19 protein-coding genes are annotated in these 22,777 nt (G+C 58.8%); 12 read left to right on the plus strand and 7 right to left on the minus strand.

What is annotated here, in order from left to right; genetic code table 11:
* The 8 genes from SFX18_00285 to hpnH form a co-directional block, all read left to right on the plus strand.
* A partial coding sequence (locus tag SFX18_00285; GenBank protein ID MDX1961554.1) for a hypothetical protein occupies positions 1 to 219 on the plus strand: 219 nt, incomplete at its 5' end.
* Between the two features lie 70 nt (positions 220 to 289).
* Positions 290 to 1,213 carry an aspartate carbamoyltransferase catalytic subunit gene (locus tag SFX18_00290; protein ID MDX1961555.1) on the plus strand — a complete coding sequence of 308 codons (924 nt, stop codon included), beginning with the start codon at positions 290 to 292 and terminating at the stop codon, positions 1,211 to 1,213.
* 74 nt (positions 1,214 to 1,287) lie between these two features.
* Entirely contained in the window at positions 1,288 to 2,568 is a 1,281-nt protein-coding gene (locus SFX18_00295; GenBank protein MDX1961556.1) for a dihydroorotase, read from the plus strand.
* Between the two features lie 57 nt (positions 2,569 to 2,625).
* Positions 2,626 to 3,150: an NYN domain-containing protein gene (locus SFX18_00300; GenBank protein ID MDX1961557.1), complete on the plus strand. Its 525-nt coding sequence runs from the start codon at positions 2,626 to 2,628 to the stop codon at positions 3,148 to 3,150.
* 97 nt (positions 3,151 to 3,247) lie between these two features.
* Positions 3,248 to 5,077, plus strand: a complete 1,830-nt coding sequence (gene mnmG, locus SFX18_00305; GenBank protein MDX1961558.1) for a tRNA uridine-5-carboxymethylaminomethyl(34) synthesis enzyme MnmG — start codon at positions 3,248 to 3,250, stop codon at positions 5,075 to 5,077.
* 247 nt (positions 5,078 to 5,324) lie between these two features.
* Positions 5,325 to 6,482: a glycosyltransferase gene (locus tag SFX18_00310; GenBank protein ID MDX1961559.1), complete on the plus strand. Its 1,158-nt coding sequence runs from the start codon at positions 5,325 to 5,327 to the stop codon at positions 6,480 to 6,482.
* Between the two features lie 569 nt (positions 6,483 to 7,051).
* Complete coding sequence (locus tag SFX18_00315; protein ID MDX1961560.1) at positions 7,052 to 9,319, plus strand: prenyltransferase/squalene oxidase repeat-containing protein; 2,268 nt, start codon at positions 7,052 to 7,054, stop codon at positions 9,317 to 9,319.
* A gap of 409 nt (positions 9,320 to 9,728) precedes the next feature.
* The gene (gene hpnH / locus SFX18_00320) at positions 9,729 to 10,907 is read left to right on the plus strand and encodes an adenosyl-hopene transferase HpnH (protein MDX1961561.1); all 1,179 of its coding nucleotides are present in this window, start codon (positions 9,729 to 9,731) and stop codon (positions 10,905 to 10,907) included.
* A gap of 39 nt (positions 10,908 to 10,946) precedes the next feature.
* On the opposite strand, the gene SFX18_00325 is transcribed toward hpnH, so the two are convergent.
* Entirely contained in the window at positions 10,947 to 11,618 is a 672-nt protein-coding gene (locus tag SFX18_00325; GenBank protein ID MDX1961562.1) for a hypothetical protein, read from the minus strand.
* 444 nt (positions 11,619 to 12,062) lie between these two features.
* On the opposite strand from SFX18_00325, the gene SFX18_00330 reads away from it, so the two are divergent.
* Entirely contained in the window at positions 12,063 to 14,318 is a 2,256-nt protein-coding gene (locus SFX18_00330; GenBank protein ID MDX1961563.1) for a hypothetical protein, read from the plus strand.
* Positions 14,319 to 14,327: 9 nt separating this feature from the next.
* Positions 14,328 to 14,510, plus strand: a complete 183-nt coding sequence (locus SFX18_00335; GenBank protein ID MDX1961564.1) for a hypothetical protein — start codon at positions 14,328 to 14,330, stop codon at positions 14,508 to 14,510.
* 32 nt (positions 14,511 to 14,542) lie between these two features.
* Here SFX18_00335 and SFX18_00340 read toward each other — a convergent pair whose 3' ends face one another.
* The 6 genes from SFX18_00340 to SFX18_00365 form a co-directional block, all read right to left on the minus strand.
* Positions 14,543 to 15,421, minus strand: a complete 879-nt coding sequence (locus tag SFX18_00340; protein MDX1961565.1) for a hypothetical protein — start codon at positions 15,419 to 15,421, stop codon at positions 14,543 to 14,545.
* Positions 15,422 to 15,791: 370 nt separating this feature from the next.
* Positions 15,792 to 17,468, minus strand: coding sequence for a carbohydrate binding domain-containing protein (locus tag SFX18_00345; GenBank protein MDX1961566.1), 1,677 nt, complete (start codon positions 17,466 to 17,468; stop codon positions 15,792 to 15,794).
* Between the two features lie 151 nt (positions 17,469 to 17,619).
* Positions 17,620 to 18,216 carry a hypothetical protein gene (locus tag SFX18_00350; protein MDX1961567.1) on the minus strand — a complete coding sequence of 199 codons (597 nt, stop codon included), beginning with the start codon at positions 18,214 to 18,216 and terminating at the stop codon, positions 17,620 to 17,622.
* Between the two features lie 28 nt (positions 18,217 to 18,244).
* Entirely contained in the window at positions 18,245 to 19,318 is a 1,074-nt protein-coding gene (locus SFX18_00355) for a hypothetical protein (protein MDX1961568.1), read from the minus strand.
* Position 19,319: 1 nt separating this feature from the next.
* Positions 19,320 to 19,826 (minus strand): GspH/FimT family protein, encoded by a 507-nt coding sequence (locus tag SFX18_00360; protein MDX1961569.1) that lies wholly within the window; start codon positions 19,824 to 19,826, stop codon positions 19,320 to 19,322.
* Between the two features lie 15 nt (positions 19,827 to 19,841).
* A complete protein-coding gene (locus tag SFX18_00365; GenBank protein MDX1961570.1) occupies positions 19,842 to 21,542 on the minus strand; it encodes an HD-GYP domain-containing protein in 1,701 nt (566 codons plus the stop codon).
* 237 nt (positions 21,543 to 21,779) lie between these two features.
* Here SFX18_00365 and SFX18_00370 point away from each other — a divergent pair, with 237 nt between their 5' ends.
* Together SFX18_00370 and SFX18_00375 are read left to right on the plus strand one after the other, a co-directional pair.
* Positions 21,780 to 22,187, plus strand: coding sequence for a prepilin-type N-terminal cleavage/methylation domain-containing protein (locus tag SFX18_00370; protein ID MDX1961571.1), 408 nt, complete (start codon positions 21,780 to 21,782; stop codon positions 22,185 to 22,187).
* 39 nt (positions 22,188 to 22,226) lie between these two features.
* A complete protein-coding gene (locus SFX18_00375) occupies positions 22,227 to 22,628 on the plus strand; it encodes a response regulator (protein MDX1961572.1) in 402 nt (133 codons plus the stop codon).
* Positions 22,629 to 22,777 lie beyond the last annotated feature (149 nt).

Genomic DNA, 22,777 nt, shown 5'->3' on the forward strand with positions numbered 1-22,777 from the left:
GGGCATGGCAAGCTCAAAGGATCGGCAGAGGGGGTGACGAGGCGCGCCAGTCTGGAAGGCTGTCGTCTCGTGCGCGTCGCGGGATGCAATCCCGCGATGCAGACACGGGACCGGGTGGGGAGTTCCCTCTGGGGCGCGGTCCCGGATCTGCGGAGCAACGCTGCGCGTTGCACCGCGTCCGGGACGACAGCCATTCAAGGGCTCCCCTCTTCGGACTGACGCCGCGCTCGCGCCCCGACAACCCGCCATAGACGCCGCGCATGAATCCCCGTACATCGTCGGCCTTGCGATGACAGCCCAATTCGCCCACCGGCACCTCCTCGGCATCGAGGGGCTCTCCGAGCACGACATCACCGCCCTTCTCGATCTCGCGGAGGAGGCGGTGGAAGTCTCCCGTCAGGTCGAGAAGAAGAAGACGACCCTGAAGGGCCGCACCCTCATCAACCTGTTCTACGAAAATTCCACCCGCACCCGCACCAGCTTTTCCCTGGCGACGCGCCGCCTCGGCGGGGACACGATCGACTTTACCGCCGTCGGCAGCAGTGTCAGCAAGGGGGAATCGTTTATCGATACCGCCAAGAACATCGAGGCCATGGGGATCGACGCCGTCGTGGTCCGGCATACCACCCCCGGCACGCCCCAGCTTCTTGCGCAGCATTTAGGAGTGTCGGTCATTAACGCGGGGGACGGTCCGCACGAGCATCCGACGCAGGGGCTGCTTGATATCCTGAGCATTCGGGAGCGTTGTGGGCGGATCGCCGGACTGACGGTGGCCCTTGTTGGCGACATTATGTATAGCCGCACGGCCCGGTCGAATATCTGGGGCTTAAAAAAGCTGGGGGCGCATGTGATTTTGTGCGGGCCATCAACGCTGGTCTCGCAACAATGGCAAGAGATCGGCGTAGAAGTGGCGCACAACCTGGACGAGATCTTGCCCCGCTGCGACGTGGTAAATCTCTTGCGGATTCAGTTTGAGCGGCAAGCGACGCGGCCGTTCCCCTCGGTGCGGGAATATGCCCTGCTCTACACGATGAACGGCGAGCGCTTGGAACGGGCCAAGAATAACATTTTGATTCTAGCCCCGGGACCTATTAATCGGGGGGTGGAGGTGACACCGGAAGTGGCCGACGGCCCGCATTCGGCGATTCTAGAACAAGTCAACAACGGCGTGGCGGTCCGCATGGCGGTCCTGTGGCAACTACTGGGGCAATAACTCAGGTTGGGCTTTTGGTCCGCAAGAATCTTACCACTCTCCATTCCTCCACTACTCCAAACTCCACCTCCCCCATGAAGCGTCTGCTGATCCAACATGGCCGTGTGATCGATCCCGCCAGCCGGTTGGACCGGGTGATGAATTTGCTGGTGATCGATGGCCGGATCGCCGCTTATGACGCGCACCCCAGTCCGCACGATGAACTGATCGACGCCACCGGCAAGATTGTCTGTCCCGGGCTGATTGACATGCATGTCCACCTGCGCGAGCCGGGCCGCGAAGAGGATGAAACGATATACACCGGGACCGCCGCCGCCCTGGCGGGGGGATTTACGGCGGTCGCCTGCATGCCCAATACCGAGCCGCCGCTGGACACGCAGGCCACGGTGGAGTTTATCCAGCATCAGGCGGAACGGGCCAATCATTGCCATGTGTATGTGATCGCGTGCGTCAGCAAAAACCGCGAAGGGAAGGAACTGGCCGAACTGGGGCAGCTAGTGCAGGCGGGGGCGGTTGGTTTTTCGGACGATGGAGCGCCCGTCTACGACGCCGAACTGATGCGCCGCGCGTTCGAATACGCGCTCATGTTTGACAAGCCCATCCTAAACCACGAGGAAGTCCGCGAACTGACCCACGGCGGCGTCATGCACGAAGGGCTGGTGTCGCTGCTATTGGGCCTGCCCGGCATGCCCGCCTGCGCCGAGGAAGTCATGATCAGCCGGGATATCGCCCTGGCCGAAACAACCGGGGGCAAGCTGCACGTGCTGCATGTTTCGACAGCGGGGAGCGTGGAACTGATCCGCCAGGCCAAGGCCCGCGGCATCCGCGTCACGACCGAAATCTGCCCGCATCATTTTACGCTAACCGACGATAATTTGCGCACCTTTGACGCTAATTATAAGATGAGTCCTCCCTTGCGCGCCCGCCACGATATCGAGGCGTGCCTGGCGGGGTTAGTGGACGGAACGATCGAGGTGATTTGCACCGACCACGCCCCTCACGCCCCCGAGAAAAAAATGCGCGAGCTGGACCAGGCCCCCTTTGGCATCTTGGGGCTGGAGACCTGCCTCCCTCTGGTGATCACGCATTTGATCGAACCGGGAATCTTGGACTGGCCAACCGCGCTGGCCAAGCTGACCTGCAACCCCGCGCGCATCCTCAACATCCCCAAGGGGACGCTGGCCATTGGCGCGGACGCCGACATTACCATTATCGACCCCGACGTCCATTGGACCTACGACGTGCATCAATCCCGCTCGCGCAGCCGCAACTCTCCCTATCACGGCTGGGAATTTCGCGGCCGGGCCGAAAAAGTCATCGTGATGGGCCAGGTAAAATACCGCTGGAACGGCTAAAATAATTTCGGGCCGGCTAACACGTCGGAAATTTTCTGAACGCCGGCGGAGTTCCGTATGAAGCTCATCATTGACGGTTATAATCTGCTGCATGCGTCAGGCGTATTGGGCCAGGGACGGGGTCTGGATTATCTGCGCAAATCCCGGCAAGCACTGCTGAATTGCTTGGCGGAGTCGCTGCCGCCGACTGAGCTGCCGCAAACGACGGTGGTGTTTGACGCCACCGATCCCCCCTGGAACGCCCCCAAACAACAAAAACACGCCGGGATGACGGTGGTGTTTGCGTCGCACTTTGCCGATGCCGACAGCTATATCGAGGAATTGATTAAACAGAATTCCGCCCCCCGGCGGTTGACCGTGGTCAGTAGCGACCATCGCCTGCACCGCGCGGCCAAGCGCCGCAAGGCCACCCCCATCGACAGCGATCTCTGGTTTCGCGAACTTTTACGCCAGCGCCAGAGCCGGCGAAGTCCCTCGGGCGCGAACCCCGGTGACGACCAGGTGGTCAAGCCCGAAGGGCCCTTTAGCGAGGGGGAAACGCAATACTGGCTCAAACAGTTTGGGATCGAAGAGGGGAAATAAGGGGAATGGAATTTTACAGCTATTTTTCCTCTGTCTCGCTCAAGTTTCACCAAACCGGGCTATTCTTTTAAAAATCCGGGCCGGATAAAATAAGGCCATGAACTCCACTTATGATTATGACATTTTGGTGATTGGCGCCGGCCATGCCGGGACCGAGGCCGCCGTCGCCGCCGCGCGGCTGGGGGCCCGGACCGCGCTACTGACCATAAACTGCGACACCGTCGGCCAGATGAGCTGCAACCCCGCCATCGGCGGCGTCGCCAAGGGACAAATCGTCCGCGAAATCGACGCCCTGGGCGGGATCATGGGTCAAGCGATCGACGCCACCGGCCTCCAGTTTCGGCTGCTTAACCGCCGCAAAGGCCCGGCCATGCATAGCCCCCGCGCGCAAGCCGACAAAAAAGCGTATCAATTTCACATCAAGCAAATCGTCGAGGACCAGCCGCAGCTCGAACTGCGCCAAGAGGTGGTGGAGGATTTGCTGACCGAACCGCATCCCCAGCCGGCGTTTGCAGGACAAGAGCGCATCATTGGCATCCGCGCGCGGGGCGGGGCGGTCTATCGCGCGGCGGCGGTCATTTTGACCACGGGGACGTTTTTGCAGGCGATCATGCATACCGGCGAGTCCCAGACCGCCGGCGGTCGCGCGGGGGAAGGGACCACCAGCGGAATTTCCGGCGGCCTGGCGCGGCTCGGTTTTGAAATTGCCCGGTTCAAGACCGGCACTCCTTGCCGCCTGAATGGCCGCACCATCAACTACGCCGCCTGCGAAACGCAACCCGGTGACGATGACCCGCAACCGTTTTCCTACCTGACGGACCAGTTGTGCGTCGAGCAGCTTCCTTGCCACATCACGCACACCAACCAGGCCGTGCATGATCTCATCCGGGCAAATCTGCACCGAGCGCCGATGTACAGCGGGCAAATTCACTCCCGCGGACCGCGTTATTGCCCCAGTATCGAAGACAAAATTGTTCGCTTTGCTGATAAAACCAGCCATCAATTATTTCTGGAACCGGAAGGGCGACACACGCGGGAAGTGTACGTCAACGGCATTAGCACCAGCCTGCCGCGCGACGTGCAGGACGCCATGCTGCCGCTAATTCCCGGACTCGAACGGGCCGTCATCATGCGCTACGGATATGCCGTGGAGTACGACTATTGCCCGCCGCAACAGTTGTGGCCCACGCTCGAGACCAAGCGGGTAGCGGGGCTGTATTTTGCCGGGCAGATTAACGGCACCACCGGTTATGAGGAAGCGGCTGGGCAGGGGCTGCTGGCGGGCATCAACGCCGCGCTGCGCCTACGCAACGCCGAACCCCTGATCATTCCCCGCGAAGCGGCCTACCTGGGCGTGCTCATTGACGACCTGGTGACGCGCGGCGTGGACGAACCGTACCGCATGTTTACCAGCCGAGCAGAGTTTCGCCTCTCTTTGCGGCAGGATAACGCCGACCGCCGGTTGACACCGCTGGGCCGTAAAATCGGCCTGGTGGATGACCAGCGCTGGCATCGACTGGAAAAAAAATTGGCTGAAATTGCCCAAGGCCTGCAAATCCTGGAACAAACCAAAACCGCCGATGGCCCCTTAACCAAGTTTGTGCGCCGACCGGAAGTGACCTGGGAAGAAGTCGTGGCCCGCGCTCCAAAACTGGCCCCGCTTTCGACCGCCGCGGCCCGTCAGATCGAATATGATCTAAAATACGAGGGCTACATCGTGCGGCAGGATGAGGAAGTGGAACGCACCCGCCGCCTGGCCGAACGAAAAATTCCGACCACATTTGACTATGCGCGGATCACCTCCCTGCGCACCGAAGCCCGCGAAAAATTGACCCGCGTGCGCCCGCTGACCATCGCGCAGGCCAGCCGGATTAGTGGCATTACGCCCGCGGATGTGGCGCTCCTGATGATTCATTTGGACGGGTAAAGCCTTGCTTTTTGATAATTTCCAAGCAAGCTAAGAGAAATTTAGCGGAGACACGAGGCTGCGAATGGAAATGGAATTCGACCAGCCCGTCCCTGAACGTAGCAGAATTCGTCAGAATTCTGAAAATACAAAGCCAGTCCCTTGCTAACGCTGCTGGCAGAATGGGTCCCTGGCTGACGCTGCGGGCTAAGATTTACCAACGCACGACTCTCTAAATCCCTCTCCCGCAAACTAAAGTTCTTGTTGCATGAGTTTTGTTAATCAATTGGTGGAACGCTTGCGTCCGTTGCGGGTGGCGGTGGTGCATGATTGGTTTTTCTCGCGCCGGGGGGGAGAACGCGTCCTCGAACAAATCCTGGGCTTTGCCCCGCATGCCGATCTATTTTTGCTGTTTGGCAAGCCCGAAGTGCTGCGCACCGCGGCGTCGCACCGCACCCAGTTTTCCTTCCTGGCCAGCCTGCCGGGGATCGAGCGTTATTACAAGTATCTCTTGCCGTACCTGCCGATGGCCATCGAAAGCCTGGACCTGACCGGCTACGATGTCATCCTGAGCAGCAGCCACTGCGTCGCCAAGGGGGTCATTCCCAATCCATTGGCGGTGCATGTCAGTTATATCCACAGTCCCATGCGCTATGTGTGGGATATGGAGCACGAGTATTTTCCCCATCCCCCCAGTTTTTGGCGGCCGTGGGAAATTTTGCGGCGGCGCAGGTTTTATCGCTTGCGGCAATGGGATGTCACCGCGACCAACCGTGTTCACCGCCTGTTGGCCAATAGCGGCTTTGTCGCCCGCCGTTGCCAGTTATATTATGGCCGGACGGCGCAGGTCGTTCATCCGCCGGTGGAGCTGGACCGCTTTACCAAAATCTCCCCCCATCCCCAGTCCCCTCCCGCCGCGCTCCTCTTTGGCGCGTGGGTCCCATACAAAGGAATGCGGTCGACCCTGGACCGGTTGCTCGCGGCAAATATTCGGGTGATTGCCGCTGGCCAAGGGGCCGACCTGGACGCCGCCGCCCGCCAACACGCGAATAATCCCTTGGTCGAATTTGTCCGCCAACCGACCGACGACCAGGTGCAAGACCTGTACGCCCGCGCGCGGATGTTGGTTTTTCCAGGTGTGGAGGACTTTGGCATTGTCCCGCTGGAGGCCCAGGCCGCGGGACTCTGGGTGGTGGCCCCCAACCGCGGCGGCACGGTCGAAACGGTGCGGGATGGCGTGACAGGGACGCTCTTTCCGGCGGGAGACATGGAGGCGCTCGTCGCGGCCACACAGGCAGCACTCGCGCGGCCAGTTTCCGCAGTGGATCGTGATGCCGCGCGTGCCCAGGCGGAACGTTTTTCGCTGGCCCATTTTTGCGAGAACTACGCCCGCAATGTGGTGGAAGAACTGGACCTGCACGGTTAGCCCGCCGCGCGATCAGCCCGCCGTGTCGGCAAGGGGATACAACCTCAGCCCGCCGCGTTAGCCAGGGACTAAATACATTTTATCACGAAGACACAGAGGAGAGACCGAGGGGCACGGAGCAGCAGGATTTAAAATCTCGCATCTTTAATCCAACCTTCCCTCGTTAGCTACTGTAAAACAAGTGCAAGAAGATTTTTAACAAGAGTTAGTAGATAGAGCAGAGTGGGAGCAATGTATTCTCCGCTTCCTCGGCTACCTCCTGTTCAAAACAAGTTTTATATAATGTATTAACATAAGTAAACGAAGTTATCGAAGCGGGCATTACCTCAGTCATCCTTCGTTAACTTTTGTAAATCAGCGTAATGCGGCGAAAGCTATTAAATTCTAAAAAATAATGCCACGGGGAATTCTGCTAGCACGGTTCCCGACGCAATTCGCGATCTGCTCTTGAGAATTATGGCCTTGATAGCGTAAGTTAGTGCCAACAAATTCAGTTAAGCCATTCGCGGGGTACAGGAAGCTACCCCCTGATTCGTAGGCTTAAAACTCTTGTCGCACAAGGATGTTCGATGTCCGCTTCGGTAAGTTCAGATTCCTTACGCCCAGCACAGCACTCCTCCTCGGCGCGCTTGTTGGAAATGACGCCAGCGATCCGTTCAGCGCCAGCGCTGATAGAGCGGGACTTGCCCGCGGCGACCTCCCGCCCCCTCGCTAACGTTACTTCTTTTTCACAACCACCGGCAACCCCGGAGTCCGCGCCTTCGTCGCGGCACCAACCAGAGATTCCCCCCACCGCCGTGGCCGAGGCGATCCGCCGCACCCAATCGTGGCTCTTGCAACGCCAGGAACCAGCGGGTTATTGGTGCGCGGAGCTAGAAGGGGACACGATCCTGGAAAGCGAGTTCATATTACTCTGGGCGTTCCTGGGGCGCGAGCAAGAGCCCCTGTGCAAAAAACTCGCGCGGCAAATCCTCGACCAGCAACTTCCTACCGGGGGTTGGGCCATTTATCCCGGCGGAGAACTAGAAATAAGCGCGAGCGTCAAAGCGTACTTTGCCCTCAAGCTTACGGGACAAGAACCGTCGTCGGAACCGCTGCAACGCGCCCGCCGGGCGATATTGCGCGCGGGAGGAGCCGACCGCGTCAACAGCTTTACGCGGTTTTATCTGGCGCTCTTGGGCCAAATACCCTACGCCTGTTGTCCCGAAGTGCCGCCGGAGTTTTTCCTGTTGCCCACGTGGTTTCCCATCAATCCCGCGCGGGTCAGCGCCTGGTCGCGACCCATGATTGCCACGCTGTCCATCATGTCCGCGTTGCAGCCGATCACCCGGGTGCCAGAGTCAGCGGGCATCGCCGAACTTTTTTTAACTCCACCGCGCACGTGGAATTATCCCGGCAATCCGGGAGCGCAAAAAACCCTGAGTGGCTGGCTGTGGAAACAGTTTTTTTCCGCCGTGGATAGAGGATTCCGGTTTGCACGACGGCGGGGATGGCTGTGGTGGCGCAAGCGGGCCCTCAATACCACGCGGGATTGGATCCTCGCCCGGTTTGCTGGCAGCGACGGCCTGGCGGCCATTTTTCCCCCCATGGTCTGGAGCATCATCGCGCTCAAGGCGCTGGGCTATGGCCCGGGAGCCCCCGAGTGGGACTACGCCATCGCGCGACTGCTGGACCTGGTCATCGAAACGCCCACAACCGCGCGGGTGCAACCGTGCAAATCCCCCGTCTGGGACACCGCCCTGACCGCGCGGGCCTTGGCCGAAAGCGGCCTGCCAGCAGCCGGTTCGCCACTCCTCGCCGCCAGCCATTGGTTGTGCGCCCGGGAAGTTCGCTTTGCCGGCGATTGGTCCCAAATCGTCAAAGCGCAGCCCGGAGGTTGGGCGTTTGAATTTGACAATCAGTTTTATCCCGATCTAGACGATACGGCGATGGTGCTCATGGCGCTCGCGCACCAATACACGGACCACGGCAGGCCCCTCCCCTCCCCTGCTCCGACACCAACGATGTCACCTGCTGACGCGTATCCCAGTGGTGCCGCCGTGACACATCGCGAAGTGGACTTACTCGACCAGATCATCGCCGCCACGCAGCGCGGCGCCGCCTGGATGCTGGCCATGCAAAACCGCGACGGCGGCTGGGGCGCTTTTGACCGAGATAATAACGCCGAATTTCTTTGCCAGGCCCCATTTGCCGATCATAACGCCATGATCGATCCCAGCACCCCCGACCTGACCGCCCGCGTGCTCGAAGCCCTGGGCCGCTTGGGCAAACGGATCGGCGACACTGCGGTGGATCGCGCCGTGGCGTACCTGCGTCACACCCAAGAAGCGGACGGCAGTTGGTACGGGCGCTGGGGGATTAATTATATCTATGGCACGTGGCAAGCGTTGCAAGGCTTGGCTGCGGTGGGGGTTTCAGCCAATGATCCACTCCTGCGGCAAGGGGCAAATTGGCTTTTGGCCCATCAACAACCCAGCGGCGGCTGGGGTGAATCCGCCGCGACGTATGAACAACCCAAATTACGCGGCCAAGGCCCCGCCACCGCGTCGCAAACAGCCTGGGCGTTGTTGGGACTGTTGGCAGCGGGACACGCGCGGCACCCGGCTGTGCGACGGGGAATGCACTACCTGCTGGTCCAGCAGCGGACGGATGGATCCTGGGAAGAGGCGGAATGGACCGGCACGGGCTTTCCCTGCGTGTTTTACCTAAAGTATCACTACTACCCGATTTATTTTCCCCTATTGGCCCTAGGCCGATATCAACAGGAATTAGTTGCGGAGGGGTCAGGGGTGAGGGGTGAGACACGAGAGGCGGGAGTTGAGAGACGAGAGGCGTAGTTCGGGCTTTAGCCCGTAACAAAGCCGCCGATGGCATCGGCGGTCTTGAAGCGCGGGGCGGGGACGAGAGGCCAGGGACCCTTAGCCCGCAGTGTTAGCCAGGGACAAAATACATTTATCACGGAGTCACGGAGGAGACACCAAGGGGCACGGAGAGGAAGGATTTCAAATCTGAAATTTCGAATTTCAGATCTGATATTCAAATCTCAAATTTGAAATTTCAATTCTGGGATTTGCCTTTCTCCGCTACCTCTGTTTCCTCCTGTTCAAAATGAATTACCAGAAATATTTAAACAAGAGGAAACTAACTCAACGAAGTGCCGAAAGCATTTTCCACCATAGTTCCTTTTGCTGACTTTTGTAAAATAGCATTTGTTCCTTTTGCAAATTTCCAACAGAGCCAATCATCATGGGTGTGCCGATTTCCCAAATGTGGACCGTCGCCAGTTATGTGATCCGGCAACGCCTGCGCGGACAACAGCGCTATCCCCTGGTGCTCATGCTGGAGCCGCTGTTCCGTTGCAATCTGGAATGCGCCGGCTGCGGTAAAATCCAGCATCCCACGCAAATTTTGAGGCGGCACCTGACCCCGGAGCAATGCCTGGCCGCGGCCCGGGAATGCGGAGCGCCGATGGTCTCCATTCCCGGCGGAGAGCCGCTGTTACACCCCCAAATCGATGAAATCGTGGCTGGCCTCGTGCGGATGCGCAAATATGTCTACCTCTGCACCAACGCGATCAAACTTGAAGAATCCCTGCATAAATTCACGCCCAGCAAGTATCTCAGCTTTTCGGTGCATCTGGATGGTCTGCGCGAAGAACACGACCGCGCTGTCTGCCGCGCGGGGGTGTATGACACGGCGGTACGGGCGATTCGGGCGGCATTGGCGGCGGGCTTTCGGGTGACAACCAACACCACACTGTATAACGACGCCGACCCGCAGCGATTTTGCGATCTGTGCGATGAACTGATGCGCCTGGGCGTCGAGGGGATGATGGTCTCGCCGGGTTACAGCTATGCCAAGGCCCCGGATCAAGAACACTTTTTACAGCGGCAACAGACCGAGCGGTTGTTCCAGCAAATCCTCAGCCGCCGCAAACGAGGCTGGCGATTCAACCAATCGCCGCTATTCATGGAATATCTGCGCGGCAACTGGGACCTGGAGTGCACTCCTTGGGGAAGTCCGGCGTATAACTTGTTTGGCTGGCAAAAGCCGTGCTACTTGCTGGACGAAGGGTACGCCGCCAGTTTTGCGGAGTTGCTCGCTAGTACCGATTGGGACAAGTACGGCCGGGCCAGCCAGAATCCCAAATGCCAAGATTGCATGGTGCATTGTGGGTATGAACCCTCGGCGGTACTGGCGACGTTTGGCAGTTGGCGGGGCTTTGCGGCGACGGCCTGCGCCACCTTGCTGGGCTTTGTCCCCCGTTGGCTGCAACCGCCAAAACGATTTCCGCATTCCGCTACGTCAGTTGCCGCAAAAGATAATCGACCATCGCTGTCGGGACCACATTTACGACAACTGCCCGTGATAACACGGGACACCGCCCCGTCGTCACGGGATATCTTGGAAGAAGCACTTCCCTAAATAGCGACCACCCGGCTGCGGCAACTTTTTCAATCAACATTAACCATCGCGTAAATCTTGATTGGTTTGCCACAGACTCAGGGATACGCCGGTGAGCAGGCAAATCGCCACGCCCAGACCGATAGCGTAGTTGTCATCCCACAGATCCAGGGCAATGGCGGCGCTGGTGATAATCCCCCCCAGCATGACGCACAAGCCGGCTAGGGCCACCAGGCAAAGTTGCAGCCAAGAGTTCGCGGCTCCGGACTGATTTTGGCCAAGCGGCGAGACGCTGCCCCGCAGACCGGCATGAGTAGACGGCCGGGGATGAGTTTCCCGCGTAGCTGGGGTATGCGGACGCGCTGCCTGCGCATAACCTGCCTGAGCATAACCTTCTTGCGCATAACCGGTGGGCGCGGCATATTCACTTTCCGGCGAAGCCAGTAACCGCTCGGTCGTGGATAACAACCGTTGTGCCTGACTCACACTGGCGGGCCAGGCCGCCGTGGACCAGGCGCTAGCCAACCCCAGGGCAGCGCTCGCGCCGCGCGGCATCTCCGCTTTGGCATCCGCGCGCCACAATTTTCCGGCAGCCCCCGGCTGAGACCCAGCCCCCGCCAGCGAATATCGATCAATCCCCGGCGGGGTATGACCGCATTTGGCACAACGCAAAGTGGTCGTTCCCCCGCCAACGCTATGCGGCAAATCTTGTTGACAATGCACACACCACATGGGCGACCTGCGGTAAAAAAGTTTTGCTAGCAGAGAAGCATCGAGGAACGGCAGAGGGGGAATAGTCTTCCTTATCGGCAAGTTGGGCCTAATTTGTGCAATCGGCGGTTTTGACAAGTCTGACTGCTAATCATGGCACCGCTATCCGTAAAAATCGAACTACCCGCCAGCGTTCGCCCTTTTTGAAATTGCCTTTTTTACACCAAAGAGAGGCGTAACAATCTAGGCAAACTGCGCAAAGATTGCATATTCTGCCGATTTTTTTGTTTCCGTGAAGATTAACAGGTCGATGATTCCCCTGGAACTTTGTCCGCGCACCGCGGGGACAATTTCGGTAATCACCTGCGAGGCGGTTTTTTTTGCATGAATGTCTGTCGTTGGCGGATCCCCCGTGGTCATTTGCCAGCACCAGGTTTCATCCCTGGGTGTGGATGGTTGCTATTTTTGGCAGTTACATTTTGCGGCGGATGTGCCGCGACAAATAAACAAACTCCAGCCACACCCGCCCCCACGACGCAAACAACCAGTGTCTCTATCCCCGCCGATGCGGGCACCAACGGAGCGGCCCGGATTAGTAATGGGCAAATGATCAATGACGCGCAAGCCGCGGCACTGCTGCACGAATCGTCCACCGCGTCCGGCAAAAGTTCCTATAGCGCGCGTGATCCTCACCGGGAAGGTCATGTCCGGCACACGCAAGTGGGAGACCCCATAGAATTGGCGGGTTGGGGAACAGGTCGATCACATTCCCGTTCCGCCGCACGCCCGGTCGATCAGCAGGTCCACCCCGTGAATTACCAGGCGGCCTGGCTGGCAAATCGATCATTGCCGGATCGACCCGGGGCGATGGACACGCTGGACTCGACCGGCCAGGGGAAGTTTTTTCTGGCCCAAAATAGCATTCCCGCGCCCCCCGTGCCCGAGATACCTGATATTGGACCGTTGCGAAAAAGCCACCCCGCCAGCAGCGCGACATCCGTCCCCGCTCCTACTCCCGCGGCCCCCACCGGCGGCGCATCGGTGGTGATCCAGCGGCAACTCGGTTTTCCCTCGGCGGAAGCGCTGGCCGCGGACCGGGTGCAACTGTCGCGCAATCAAGATCTGGTCTCCCTGACCGCCCGCGATGCTCCCCTGGGTGTGGTGCTGGGTATGATCGCCGAACAACATGGTTTGAATATTGTCAGCGGTGAGAGTGTTGATCAACGCATCACGGTCACACTGGCTAATATTGGCCTGGAAGAAGTGTTGGACGCGATCTTGGCGGTCAATGGCTACACCTGGACCCGGCAAAACTCCATCATCGTGATTTCCGCCATATCCAAGGAAAATAAATCTTCCGCCGCGGTCCAGGGCCGGCAGGTCCGGGTCTTTAACCTGAACTATGTCAGCGCGGTGGAAGTGGACAAAGTCGTCAAGGGGCTGCTGTCTCCAGTGGGCCAATCCTTTATCAACGAGACCAAACTAACCGACCAGCGCCGCACGTTTGAGCAAGTGGTCGTGGAGGATTTACCCGCGTATATCGAGCGCATCGCCATGTACATCGCCCAGGTGGATGTGATGCCGCGACAAGTACTGGTCGAAGCGCACGTGTTGCAGGTCGCGCTCAAGGACAATTGCAAGCATGGCATTAATTTTGACGCCTTGCTAAAAGTGAACAATTCCCAGGTGCAGTGGCAAACCGCGGGATTTGCCAGCGGCGTGCCGCCGGTCTCGATGCTACGGATAAATGGGACGGACTTGACCTCGCTAGTGGATCTGATCAAAAACACGACCGATTCCAAGACGCTGGCCTCCCCCAAGGTGGTGGTGCTTAACGGCCAGGAAGCCCGCATTCAGGTCGGCGGCCAGATTGGTTACCTGTTGACCACCACCACCCAAACCAGCACCCTGCAAAGCGTGGACTTTTTGAATATCGGCGTCATTCTGAACGTCACGCCGATCATCACCGAGGAAGGCCAGGTTTTGATGCAGGTCCATCCAGAGGTTTCAACCGGCAGGATCAATCCCACCACCAACCTGCCCGAAAGCGAGACCACCCAGGTGGATACCCGCGTCATGCTAGGGGATGGCGAAGCGATCGTGATTGGGGGTCTTATCAAGGAAAACAACACCGACACCCAGAACAAGATTCCCTGGCTGGGGGATTTGTGGCTGATTGGCTGGTTCTTTCAGCGGGGCGAAATCCAGCGCGAGCGGAACGAGATTGTGATTGCGCTGGTGCCGCGAATCATTCCCGCGCCCCCTGGTTGCCGCGATCTGTGCCCTCCTCAAACTCAGCAGGCCCTGACTCCGCTGATGACCGGACCGCTCATCCCCGTCGACCGGAGCGCCTGGGAGGCCCAATTACCAGACGCCAGCCAGCGTCCCGCCTGGACGATGCGGGGCTGGGGAGAAAGTGTTAGCGAAGAATCTCCCCCGCCCGCCGGCGCGCTCCCCGCCAGCAACTCGGTTCCCCCGCGATCGGACGCGCAGCCCAACGACCTTCCGCGCAGCTCCGTGCCAGCCGAAGTGCTTCCCACGCCCGCGGCGCAGCCCCCGTCACCCCATCCCCCTTATCCGCAAACAAATCATCCCGCCGCCACGATGCTCCCGGGTTCAACGGGCACGACGGCGAACGCGTCACTGGTCGTCAGAAAAACTACATCCGCCCCGACGAATGCGCTCCCTCCCGCCAACCCGCTTTTTTCCGCTCCGCGTTAGGAATAGTTTATGGCCAAAAGACTAGAAGTTCCCCGACAGTTGCAGCATCTGTTAGAAAAGCGGGACTCCCCCGAACGACGCAGCGGAGAACGCCGTGCTAAAACTGACGTAACCCGCGGCACAAAGGATGCGCCCCCTGTGGAACGCCGCCAAAAGAACCGCCGCGGGGCAAAGCGGCGTACAGGGGACTAATTCCCCTGACCAAAGTGACTCCACTGCGCAAACTACTCCGCCAACCGTTCCAAATATTCCCGTCGCCAACTCCGCGAACCCTGATAAAGTTGCAATTGATCACGCATCACGCTGGGGGGGCGGATGCAGACATCCGCCACCGACGCCGAAAACACCCCCGCTGTCGGTACGCCCAGACGCGCGTGCAATAGGGCATAAGGCGCTAGATCCAGCCGCTGTTCGGGGGGATTGCGGCGGAATGGCAACCGGACCACCGCTGGCCCAGCGGCGAAATCCGTCTGACGCAACAAGTGATGCGCGGTTTCTAACTCCACAAATTGCGGCAATCGCGCCCCGCGGTGGATGCCATTAATATTTTGAATTTCACCCACCAGTGTCAGCGTTAATTCGCCGCGGACCGGGACCAGGTTGCCTTGTTCATCCAGGGGGAGCACCGTCACCAGCAGCCCATCCAACTCTGGATCGGCGTCCCAACTGGCCAGGCTGGATTCCAGCGTAAGCGTCGCGACCGGCAAAGACGGGCTAGCTTGCGCCGGGTGAATCGTTCCCATGTTTGGGTCATCATTCGCACTGAACAGTATGTTCGCCGCTGACAGTCTTTCCCCCCGCGTGACCTCATGCTCCAGTGCGGGAAACGCCTCCATCTGTCGCAGCTTCTTTCCCCGCGTGACCGCCACTGGCAACGATTGGCGAAATTCCTCCGCCGACCAGACTCTCGTGCGGTGTTCAACTTCGCTTACCTCCGACCAGGCATAACCACTGGTCAGTTGCAACCCCGGCAACTCCCGCCGCAGCCAAAGCCGGTTGGCATCGGTGGCGATATCCACATGGCCCCGCACAATCTGCCCCGAACGTAAAACAACCAGGGTCAGTACCGGCGTTACTGGCAGCGGGGCGTCTCTCTTTATCACAGGGAGTGGGGAGTTACCTTCCCCAGGTAAGGGGGCGGGTAGCGCCTCGAAAGGGGCCTCTGGTAACGGTGGCGGGGAATCGGGACGCTGCTGGGCAGGCAGTTCTCTTGCCGCAACCAGCAACAAACCCCAGAGCGCCACACACGGCAAAAAATAGCGAAGCGGCAAATTTTTCATCGGTCCCACTGCGGTAGATTCCCGGAAGCATGCCTATGGCTATGCCCAGGTGCAAGCAGTGTGCCCCGCCCAAACAACAGACGAATTCGCTATAAACACTTACAGCAAATAAACTTAGCAAACCTGCCCCAGGTGGCAAAACGACCACAAAGGCCAACCTATGTTGCCAGAATGCATCAATCGACTGCCGAACTTACGGCAGCTTGAGCGAGCCGGGGGTATAAAAGCGGTTGGGCGAGGGGTGATAAAAGCCAGGCGGAGGATTGGTCAACAATTTGCTGGCATGGATCAGATTCACGGTCGAGCTAAAAAAATCGATTTGCTGATTACTGACGACGGCGCCGCGGATGGTTGATTGACCCTTAAATATAATATTACCCGTGGCATAGACCAGACCTTGGATTTCGCTCGTGTAGGAATAATCCATGAGCGAATCCCAGGTTCCCTGATAAGGGGCCCCCAGGGGATTAAAATTTATCGCCAGTGAACCCTCGCTCAGGGGGGCGGCCGAGGTGTTAATATTGACATAGCCCACCACTAAGAGCGCGGGATAATTCTCGACCCCCGGCTGCCAATGGATAGAATTGCACAGGGTGACTGGATTGGGATTGAGCAGCACCAGGGTAGCGGCGATCCGCGAATTTTTAATAATCAACTTTTGTCCCTGGCAATCGATCACATAAATCCCCTGCGGATTGGTCGTTCCGCTAAACGGGTTGCTCCCGGCGGAGAGGATTTTTTTATTAATAAAAGCGCTTTGGGCGTCTATATTCAGGTCCACCAGACTGGCATTGTCAACATGATAATCTGACGTGTTGTTGGTGATGATTCGCCATTCGGCTTTTAACAGCGTCCCGGTCCAAGTGGGGGTAACAGAATGTGTCAACGTGCGCCAGATACCGGCCACGCAGGTCTGGCTGGAAGAGGCAAGCGTCTGATTTCCCGTCGTGGTTTCGATGTACAGGGCTAATTGGACTTGGCTATTCTGCGCGACGCGAATCGCCGTGGACAGGTCATAACTGCCATTTGACTCGACTTGAGTGACAACCGATTGGGCCAAGCCACTCGAGCTATTAGCCCGCCCACTGACCAAAATGGACGCGGCGCCACTGGCCGCCTGCGTGGTCGAATGAGCGAGGGTGGCGGTGCCATAGGTTGTCCAGCCAGAGATATCGGTCTCAAAGGTGGGATTGGCTAGCATTTCCACTTCGCCGATCGGCAAATCCGCATAATTGATCTCCGTCCCATTGGCCAGATAGTACGCCAGGGCATAATCCGGCTCTTGGTCGTCCGCCTGGGGAAAATAGCGAGGCCAGCGGCCATTCGTCCGCTTCAATAACTGATAACCTATTCCTTGCAACAAGGGAGCTACGGCGTTGGCGCGCAGTTGGGTGGTTCCTTCTAGGATCACCTTAGAATTCGAAAGGACCCAACTTCCCCCCGTCACTGTGGACAGATTGAGACGCATTTCCTGCTGAGAGGCAATTCCCGCCTGAATCGCGTCATAGGGCAAACGCCGCGATTCTAATTGCCGCGACACGCGTTGGGTGGCGGCGCCAAACACCCCCGTCACGGTCATTACGACCGGTTCCAGGTCATCATCCAGTAAATTGCCATCCAGCGGATCGGTTGCCGTGACGGCATACGTCCCCCCGGCCAAGGGAACCGGCGTATTCCAGGAATTTGCCGCGAGTTGGCTGCGCCAGTTGGCGTTCGCCTCGATACGTTGCAGGACCAGCTCCAACCCCGACATCGCGATCCAGCGAGCTTGGTTGATTTCTTGGTAATCACTCGCCAATCGTCGTTTGAGCCGCAACTCATACAGACCGGCCATCGCCACCGCCGACACGATAAGCGCAAATCCCAACACTAACAAATACGCCGTTCCCCGCCGGCGCGTACCCCGGCAACCCGCTGCTACACGCTTTGGCCTGGCTTGCGGAGGGATGTGAGTGAATCGGCCCATGACGGCAAATGGCTGTATTGGCTTTAAAAAAACATTAAAGTCAGATGGGGGCGGTTCAGTTTTCCAAGACCGCGCTATTGGTGGTGTAGGCCCAGGCGGGACGGGTGGCGGTGGTTTTTAGCCCCCGGACGATGGCCAACTGGCGTCCGGCATAGCGCACCGTGACTTGTATCAGCTTTAGTCCCTGGTCGGTGCCGCTGGCAAGTGTGGGATTGACCGGGTTCACCCATTGCACGGTGCAATGCCGGGTCCAACCGCTCCAACCAGTGAGCGAAACACCTGCTTTGGATTGCAGCGTGGTTTCGTTGTAGTTGTGATAATCATCGACATCGTCGTAGTTCGCCCGATTCGCCAGGGTTTCCGCTCCTTCCCGTCCAAAGGCCAGCGTATCAACGGGTTCAAAGTAGCCCAACTGGAGGATTTCCCCTAACATATCCGCGGCCAGTTGCGAGGCCCGGATTTGCTGCTCCACGGCGGTTGCGCTGCGGCGCCCCGCCCCCACATTGACCAAACTGGCCGCCACCAAAGTTCCGGTGAGCAAACTAGCCATTACCACTTCGATCAGGGACAAACCCGCGCGGTGCCGCGCGGCGGCGTCCCCCGTCGCGCGGGGGCCGGATATTTGACACAATCGTGCTTTACGCTGCCGCATGTTTCAGGCCTTCGTTTTTATAAATTTGCTAGGGGATTTCCGGGGGGCTATGCAGCGTCACCGAGCGTTCATACATGATGGACCCGGTTGTCTGTTGAATTTGGGCGGTCACCCGTACTCCCCGCAAGATTTGGCGATTCCCGGTATAATTGTTGTAGTTGCCATACACAAATAACCGGATATCCGCCAGATTGTTACGCGCTCCCCACGATCCGCCGCCGTTCGCGCTTTGCACGAACTCCAGATTGGGCGTGTCATCGGTGGAACCGGTTTGATACTCAATATGGGCGATGACGCCGCTGCCCGAGCTTGCTCCCCAGACCACGGCCAGTCGCGCCGCGGGGGCCAGTTCGGTAATTGATGAGAAGCACACCTGTCGCCATTCATAAACTTGGGGCAAGTCCGTCGACGCCAGGGTTTCTTCGGCCAGAATTGGCAGCGAGGGGAGACCCGCCGCGTCCGTCGCACAAATCCGTATAATCAGGTTTCCGCTTCCCGTGCCGCGCTTGGCCCGAAAGCGAATCCCCGTCAACTGCCAATTGGCGGTCCCCACCGCCAGCGTCGGGACAAAACTTGTCGCGCACCACTGCGTGGTCGAAATGCTAAAAGACTGGGGCGTGCGCAAGGAAGCGGTATCGTGCCTGGCCAGCAGGCTTAAATCCTGCTGGGGTGGAAGGATATTGAGCGTCTCCGTCTGGTAGGCCAGGTTAAAATTTGTGACTTGGCCGGTGAGATACTCCGCTTCTTGGCCATTGAGCGTCAAAAACAGCGTATTGTTGGGAACGCGACTGGTGCCGGACCAAGCCAGCTTGGCCCGGGCGGGGGTGTCGGTGGCATCCAGCGGCGGTAAGTCAAATTCCACGGTGCCGGGACTGGTAAGGGCAAAAGCCTGGGCCTGGGCCAAGTATTCGGTTAATACTTGCAGCGTCGCGGCCGAATCGTATTGACGCTGAAAACTCGACTGGTCGAGCGCGCGGGATTGCAGCGTAACCTTGAGGGCGGAAGCAGCCGCCACGCACAAGATGGCAAAAGCCGGCAACGCGACCACCAATTCCACCAAGGTGTGCGCGGCGCGTCTGTTGGATGGCGGGAAATGGCGCATGTTACTCCACAATTTCCAATTTGCCGGTAACCGCCCGCACCCGCACTTCCCGTTGCAGATTTCCACAGCGGACGAATACCGAGCCCGCGCTGTCCGGGATGCCCCAGCGACTATATGTCACGTTTTGATCTTCGGCGTTTGGGGTGGCATCCGCGTCAAAGGTCGCACTGGCCAGTTCACAGTTGTACGGCGGACCGGCCAGGTTGACCATGTACGTCGTACGGGAACTGTCTAAATCGCGCATCCCGGCCACGGTGTAGGATTCGCCGGCTAGATTAAATGCGATGGTCAAAGACAGATTTTGCAAGCGGGCGCGGGTCCGCGCCTGCTCGAGATCCGCGGCCACCCTGCGGGCCGCGTGTTCCACCCGATACCGCGCGAGGGTGGCGGTATAACGGGGGGCGGTAACCGCCGCCAGCACGCCCATGATGAATAACACCACCGCCAGTTCGACGAGCGACCAGGCAGATCTTCGGGAGGAGGGGCGGGGCTGGAATGTTGGCAACATGGCGCGCTCCGGCAGTTAGTTCATCGCCATTGCGTTCACGGCCAGGCCGATGGTGTCCCAATCGGGGGGAAGGGTGCCGGTTTCCTCAAACATTTCCCGTCCCCGCAATAACAACTGCATGTGGCTTTGATCCCGCCCGCAGATATCCTTGATTTCCGCCGAGACCGCGAAATAGGCGTCCACGACGCGTGGATCCCATTGACTGCCCGCCCCGGAACGGAGGATGGATTCGGCTTTTTCCAGCGGCATGGCCGTACGATACGGTCGGCAACTGGTCATTGCGTCCAAGGCGTCGGCCACAGCCAAAACCCGCGCGGGAAAAGGTATATTCATCCCCTGCAATCCGTGCGGATAACCTTGGCCATTATAACTTTCGTGGTGATGCAAGACTCCGGGCAGGACATACTCCAAATGCCTTAAATGCTTAAGAATATTGTAGCCAATCTCGGGATGCCGCTTGATGACGGCGTATTCCTCGTCCGTCAGCTTGCCCGGTTTGGTCAAGATTTCGTCCGGGACGCCAATCTTTCCCAGGTCGTGCAACAACCCACTCATGTAGATTTGTTCGCACTCCCGCGGCTCGCAACCCAGTTCCCGGGCCAGCACCCGCGCGATCCGCGCCACCCGGTCGCTATGGCCGCAGGTGTAGGGATCCTTGGCGTCGATGGAATTTGCCAACGCCCGAATCACCCCCACCAACAGAGCCTCTTTTTCCTGGAACTGCTGGATATTTCGGGCATGTGTGGCCAGCATGGTCGCGGCGGCGTTGGCCAGGCCCACTTCAAACGTGCCAAATTCCCAACTGCTCAGGCAACCCGCCGTCAACACATCATCGTCGTCGACGTGGGGCAGGCGCTTATTCAACACCAGGAGCCAGCCAAAATGCTGTTCATTGCGGGAAATGCGAATCGCGATCACGTTGCGCAGCTTTTCGCAGCCGGGTAGCGTCAGCGAGCGTTGGGGGGCGTTGCGCACCGGCGGAATGTGAATGTCGGCGGCGGACGGACGCAATAACCGGCGATATTCCTCGGGATCAATTTCCAGATCGCCCGTCATATAATCCGCCCATTGCTCCAAGTTATCGGCTGCCAGGGAATTCACGCGGTTGACGGTTTCATCGATAAACACAATTGCTTCGGCGTTGATCAGATCGCGCAAGGAAGGCAGCACCGTGGCGGCCACCGAATGCATGTCGTTGCGCAGATTGCAAACTTCCAATTGTTCGGCCAGGCCCCGCAGCCAGGTTAGTTCCTCAAAATCGGTGGTAACCTGGTTGACATACGCCCGCAATTTGGTCTGGGCGTTTTCCAACTGCATGCGCAAATTGACGGTGGAGGTCACGGACGCGATCAGCTTTTGAATTAGCTCCGAGGGACCGGGGGGGCAGTAACCGCACACCACCACGGGAACCTGCCCGGCGTCGGCCACCGGCGCGATGAAAATTTCCCCCCCCTCGGGTTGGGGGACATAGACAACCTTGGCCCCCAGCGAATACCCGGCCAGAATTTGCGGAATGCTCGAACTCAGCGGCGCGGAGGAAGAGTGTTCAACTGAATTGGCGTGCGACTCGGCGTCTCCCAGAATACAGTGCCACTGGGATTGTTTGGCCCACACACCGCAGGGGGCGGCCAGAGCGGCGACTAGTTCCTCGTGCAAGGCCAGCGCGTGCGCCACGACCGGAAACGAGAGCCAGTTATAGGCTTGCCAAATTTGCATAGTCGGCAAAAAGGGTAAGGGTACCAAGACGTGGAAATCCATCCTTCACCTAAATTTAGTGCGCAAACCGCAAATAAACGGAAAAAAATTCCCTTGACCCCAAATTTGCCCACTCCCATTTTTTGACCTAGTGTTGTGCGGAGATTCTCGCCGAGGGGGGCGGAAGTCAGCTTTTTGAGGCAGTTTTCCCGAAAAGGCAGGCAAGAAATGGCACAAAATTTTTGGCGGAATACAAACATGTCGTCACGCACAGCGCGTCCTGGTTTTAGCTTGGTGGAGCTGGTGGTGGTTATTTTGATTATGGGGATTATCGCGGCGGTGGCCGCCCCCAAAATGTTCGACACGGCCACCACCGCCCGCGAAAATAGCACCCGGCAATCGCTGTTAACCCTGCGCGACGCGATTGAACTGTACAAAGCCCAAAACAACAGTTATCCGCCGGCGGCAATTAGCCTGGCCACAAATTTGCGCCCTTTTCTCAAGGGGCCGTTTCCCCCCGTCCAGTGCGGACCCAACCTGAACGCGCTTTGCACCGAAACCTCCCAAGATCCGATCACCACTCCCGCGGTCAGCAGCGCGGGTTGGGTGTACAATCCGGCCACGGGGGATATTTCGGTCAATGCCGCCGCTTATATCGCCTGGTAATCACTCTCCCGGTACTGATGCTGCTAGGAGAACCTACTGATGGCCCAACCGTATCGTATTTTGGTCGCCGAGGATAACCAGGTGTTATCCGATGTCCTGCGCTTTAATCTGGAGCGCGCCGGGTATGCGGTAACCGTGGCGGATAATGGAGAAACCGCGAAGCACTTGCTGAATGGCGAGTCCTGGGACTTGCTGATGACCGATTACCAAATGCCCCTGGTCAATGGCGAAGAACTATGCCGCCATGCCCGCCAGCTTCCCGCTTGCCGCGAGCTGCCGATCATTATGTGTTCGGCCAAGGGCTTGGAACTCAATTTCGAGGATTTACGCCAGACGCTGGGAATCCAGCGGCTGCTACATAAGCCATTCAGCATGAAGGAAATCGTCAAGCTGGTGGCCACGACCCTGGCCGAAAAAACCAGCGCGCTGGCCGTGGGCTAGCTCCCGCCCGTATTGTTACCCCCCCCCCCCCCCCCCCCCCCCCCCCCAGAACAACCCCCGCGCGAGGACCCCCCCCCCCGAGGCGGGGTTGGGGGGGGAAAGGGATAAAAACCGCCCCCCCCCCGGCAGCCAAAACAATTTTTTTGTTG

Source organism: Pirellulales bacterium, from assembly GCA_033762255.1.
Taxonomy (GTDB): Bacteria; Planctomycetota; Planctomycetia; order Pirellulales; family JALHPA01; genus JANRLT01.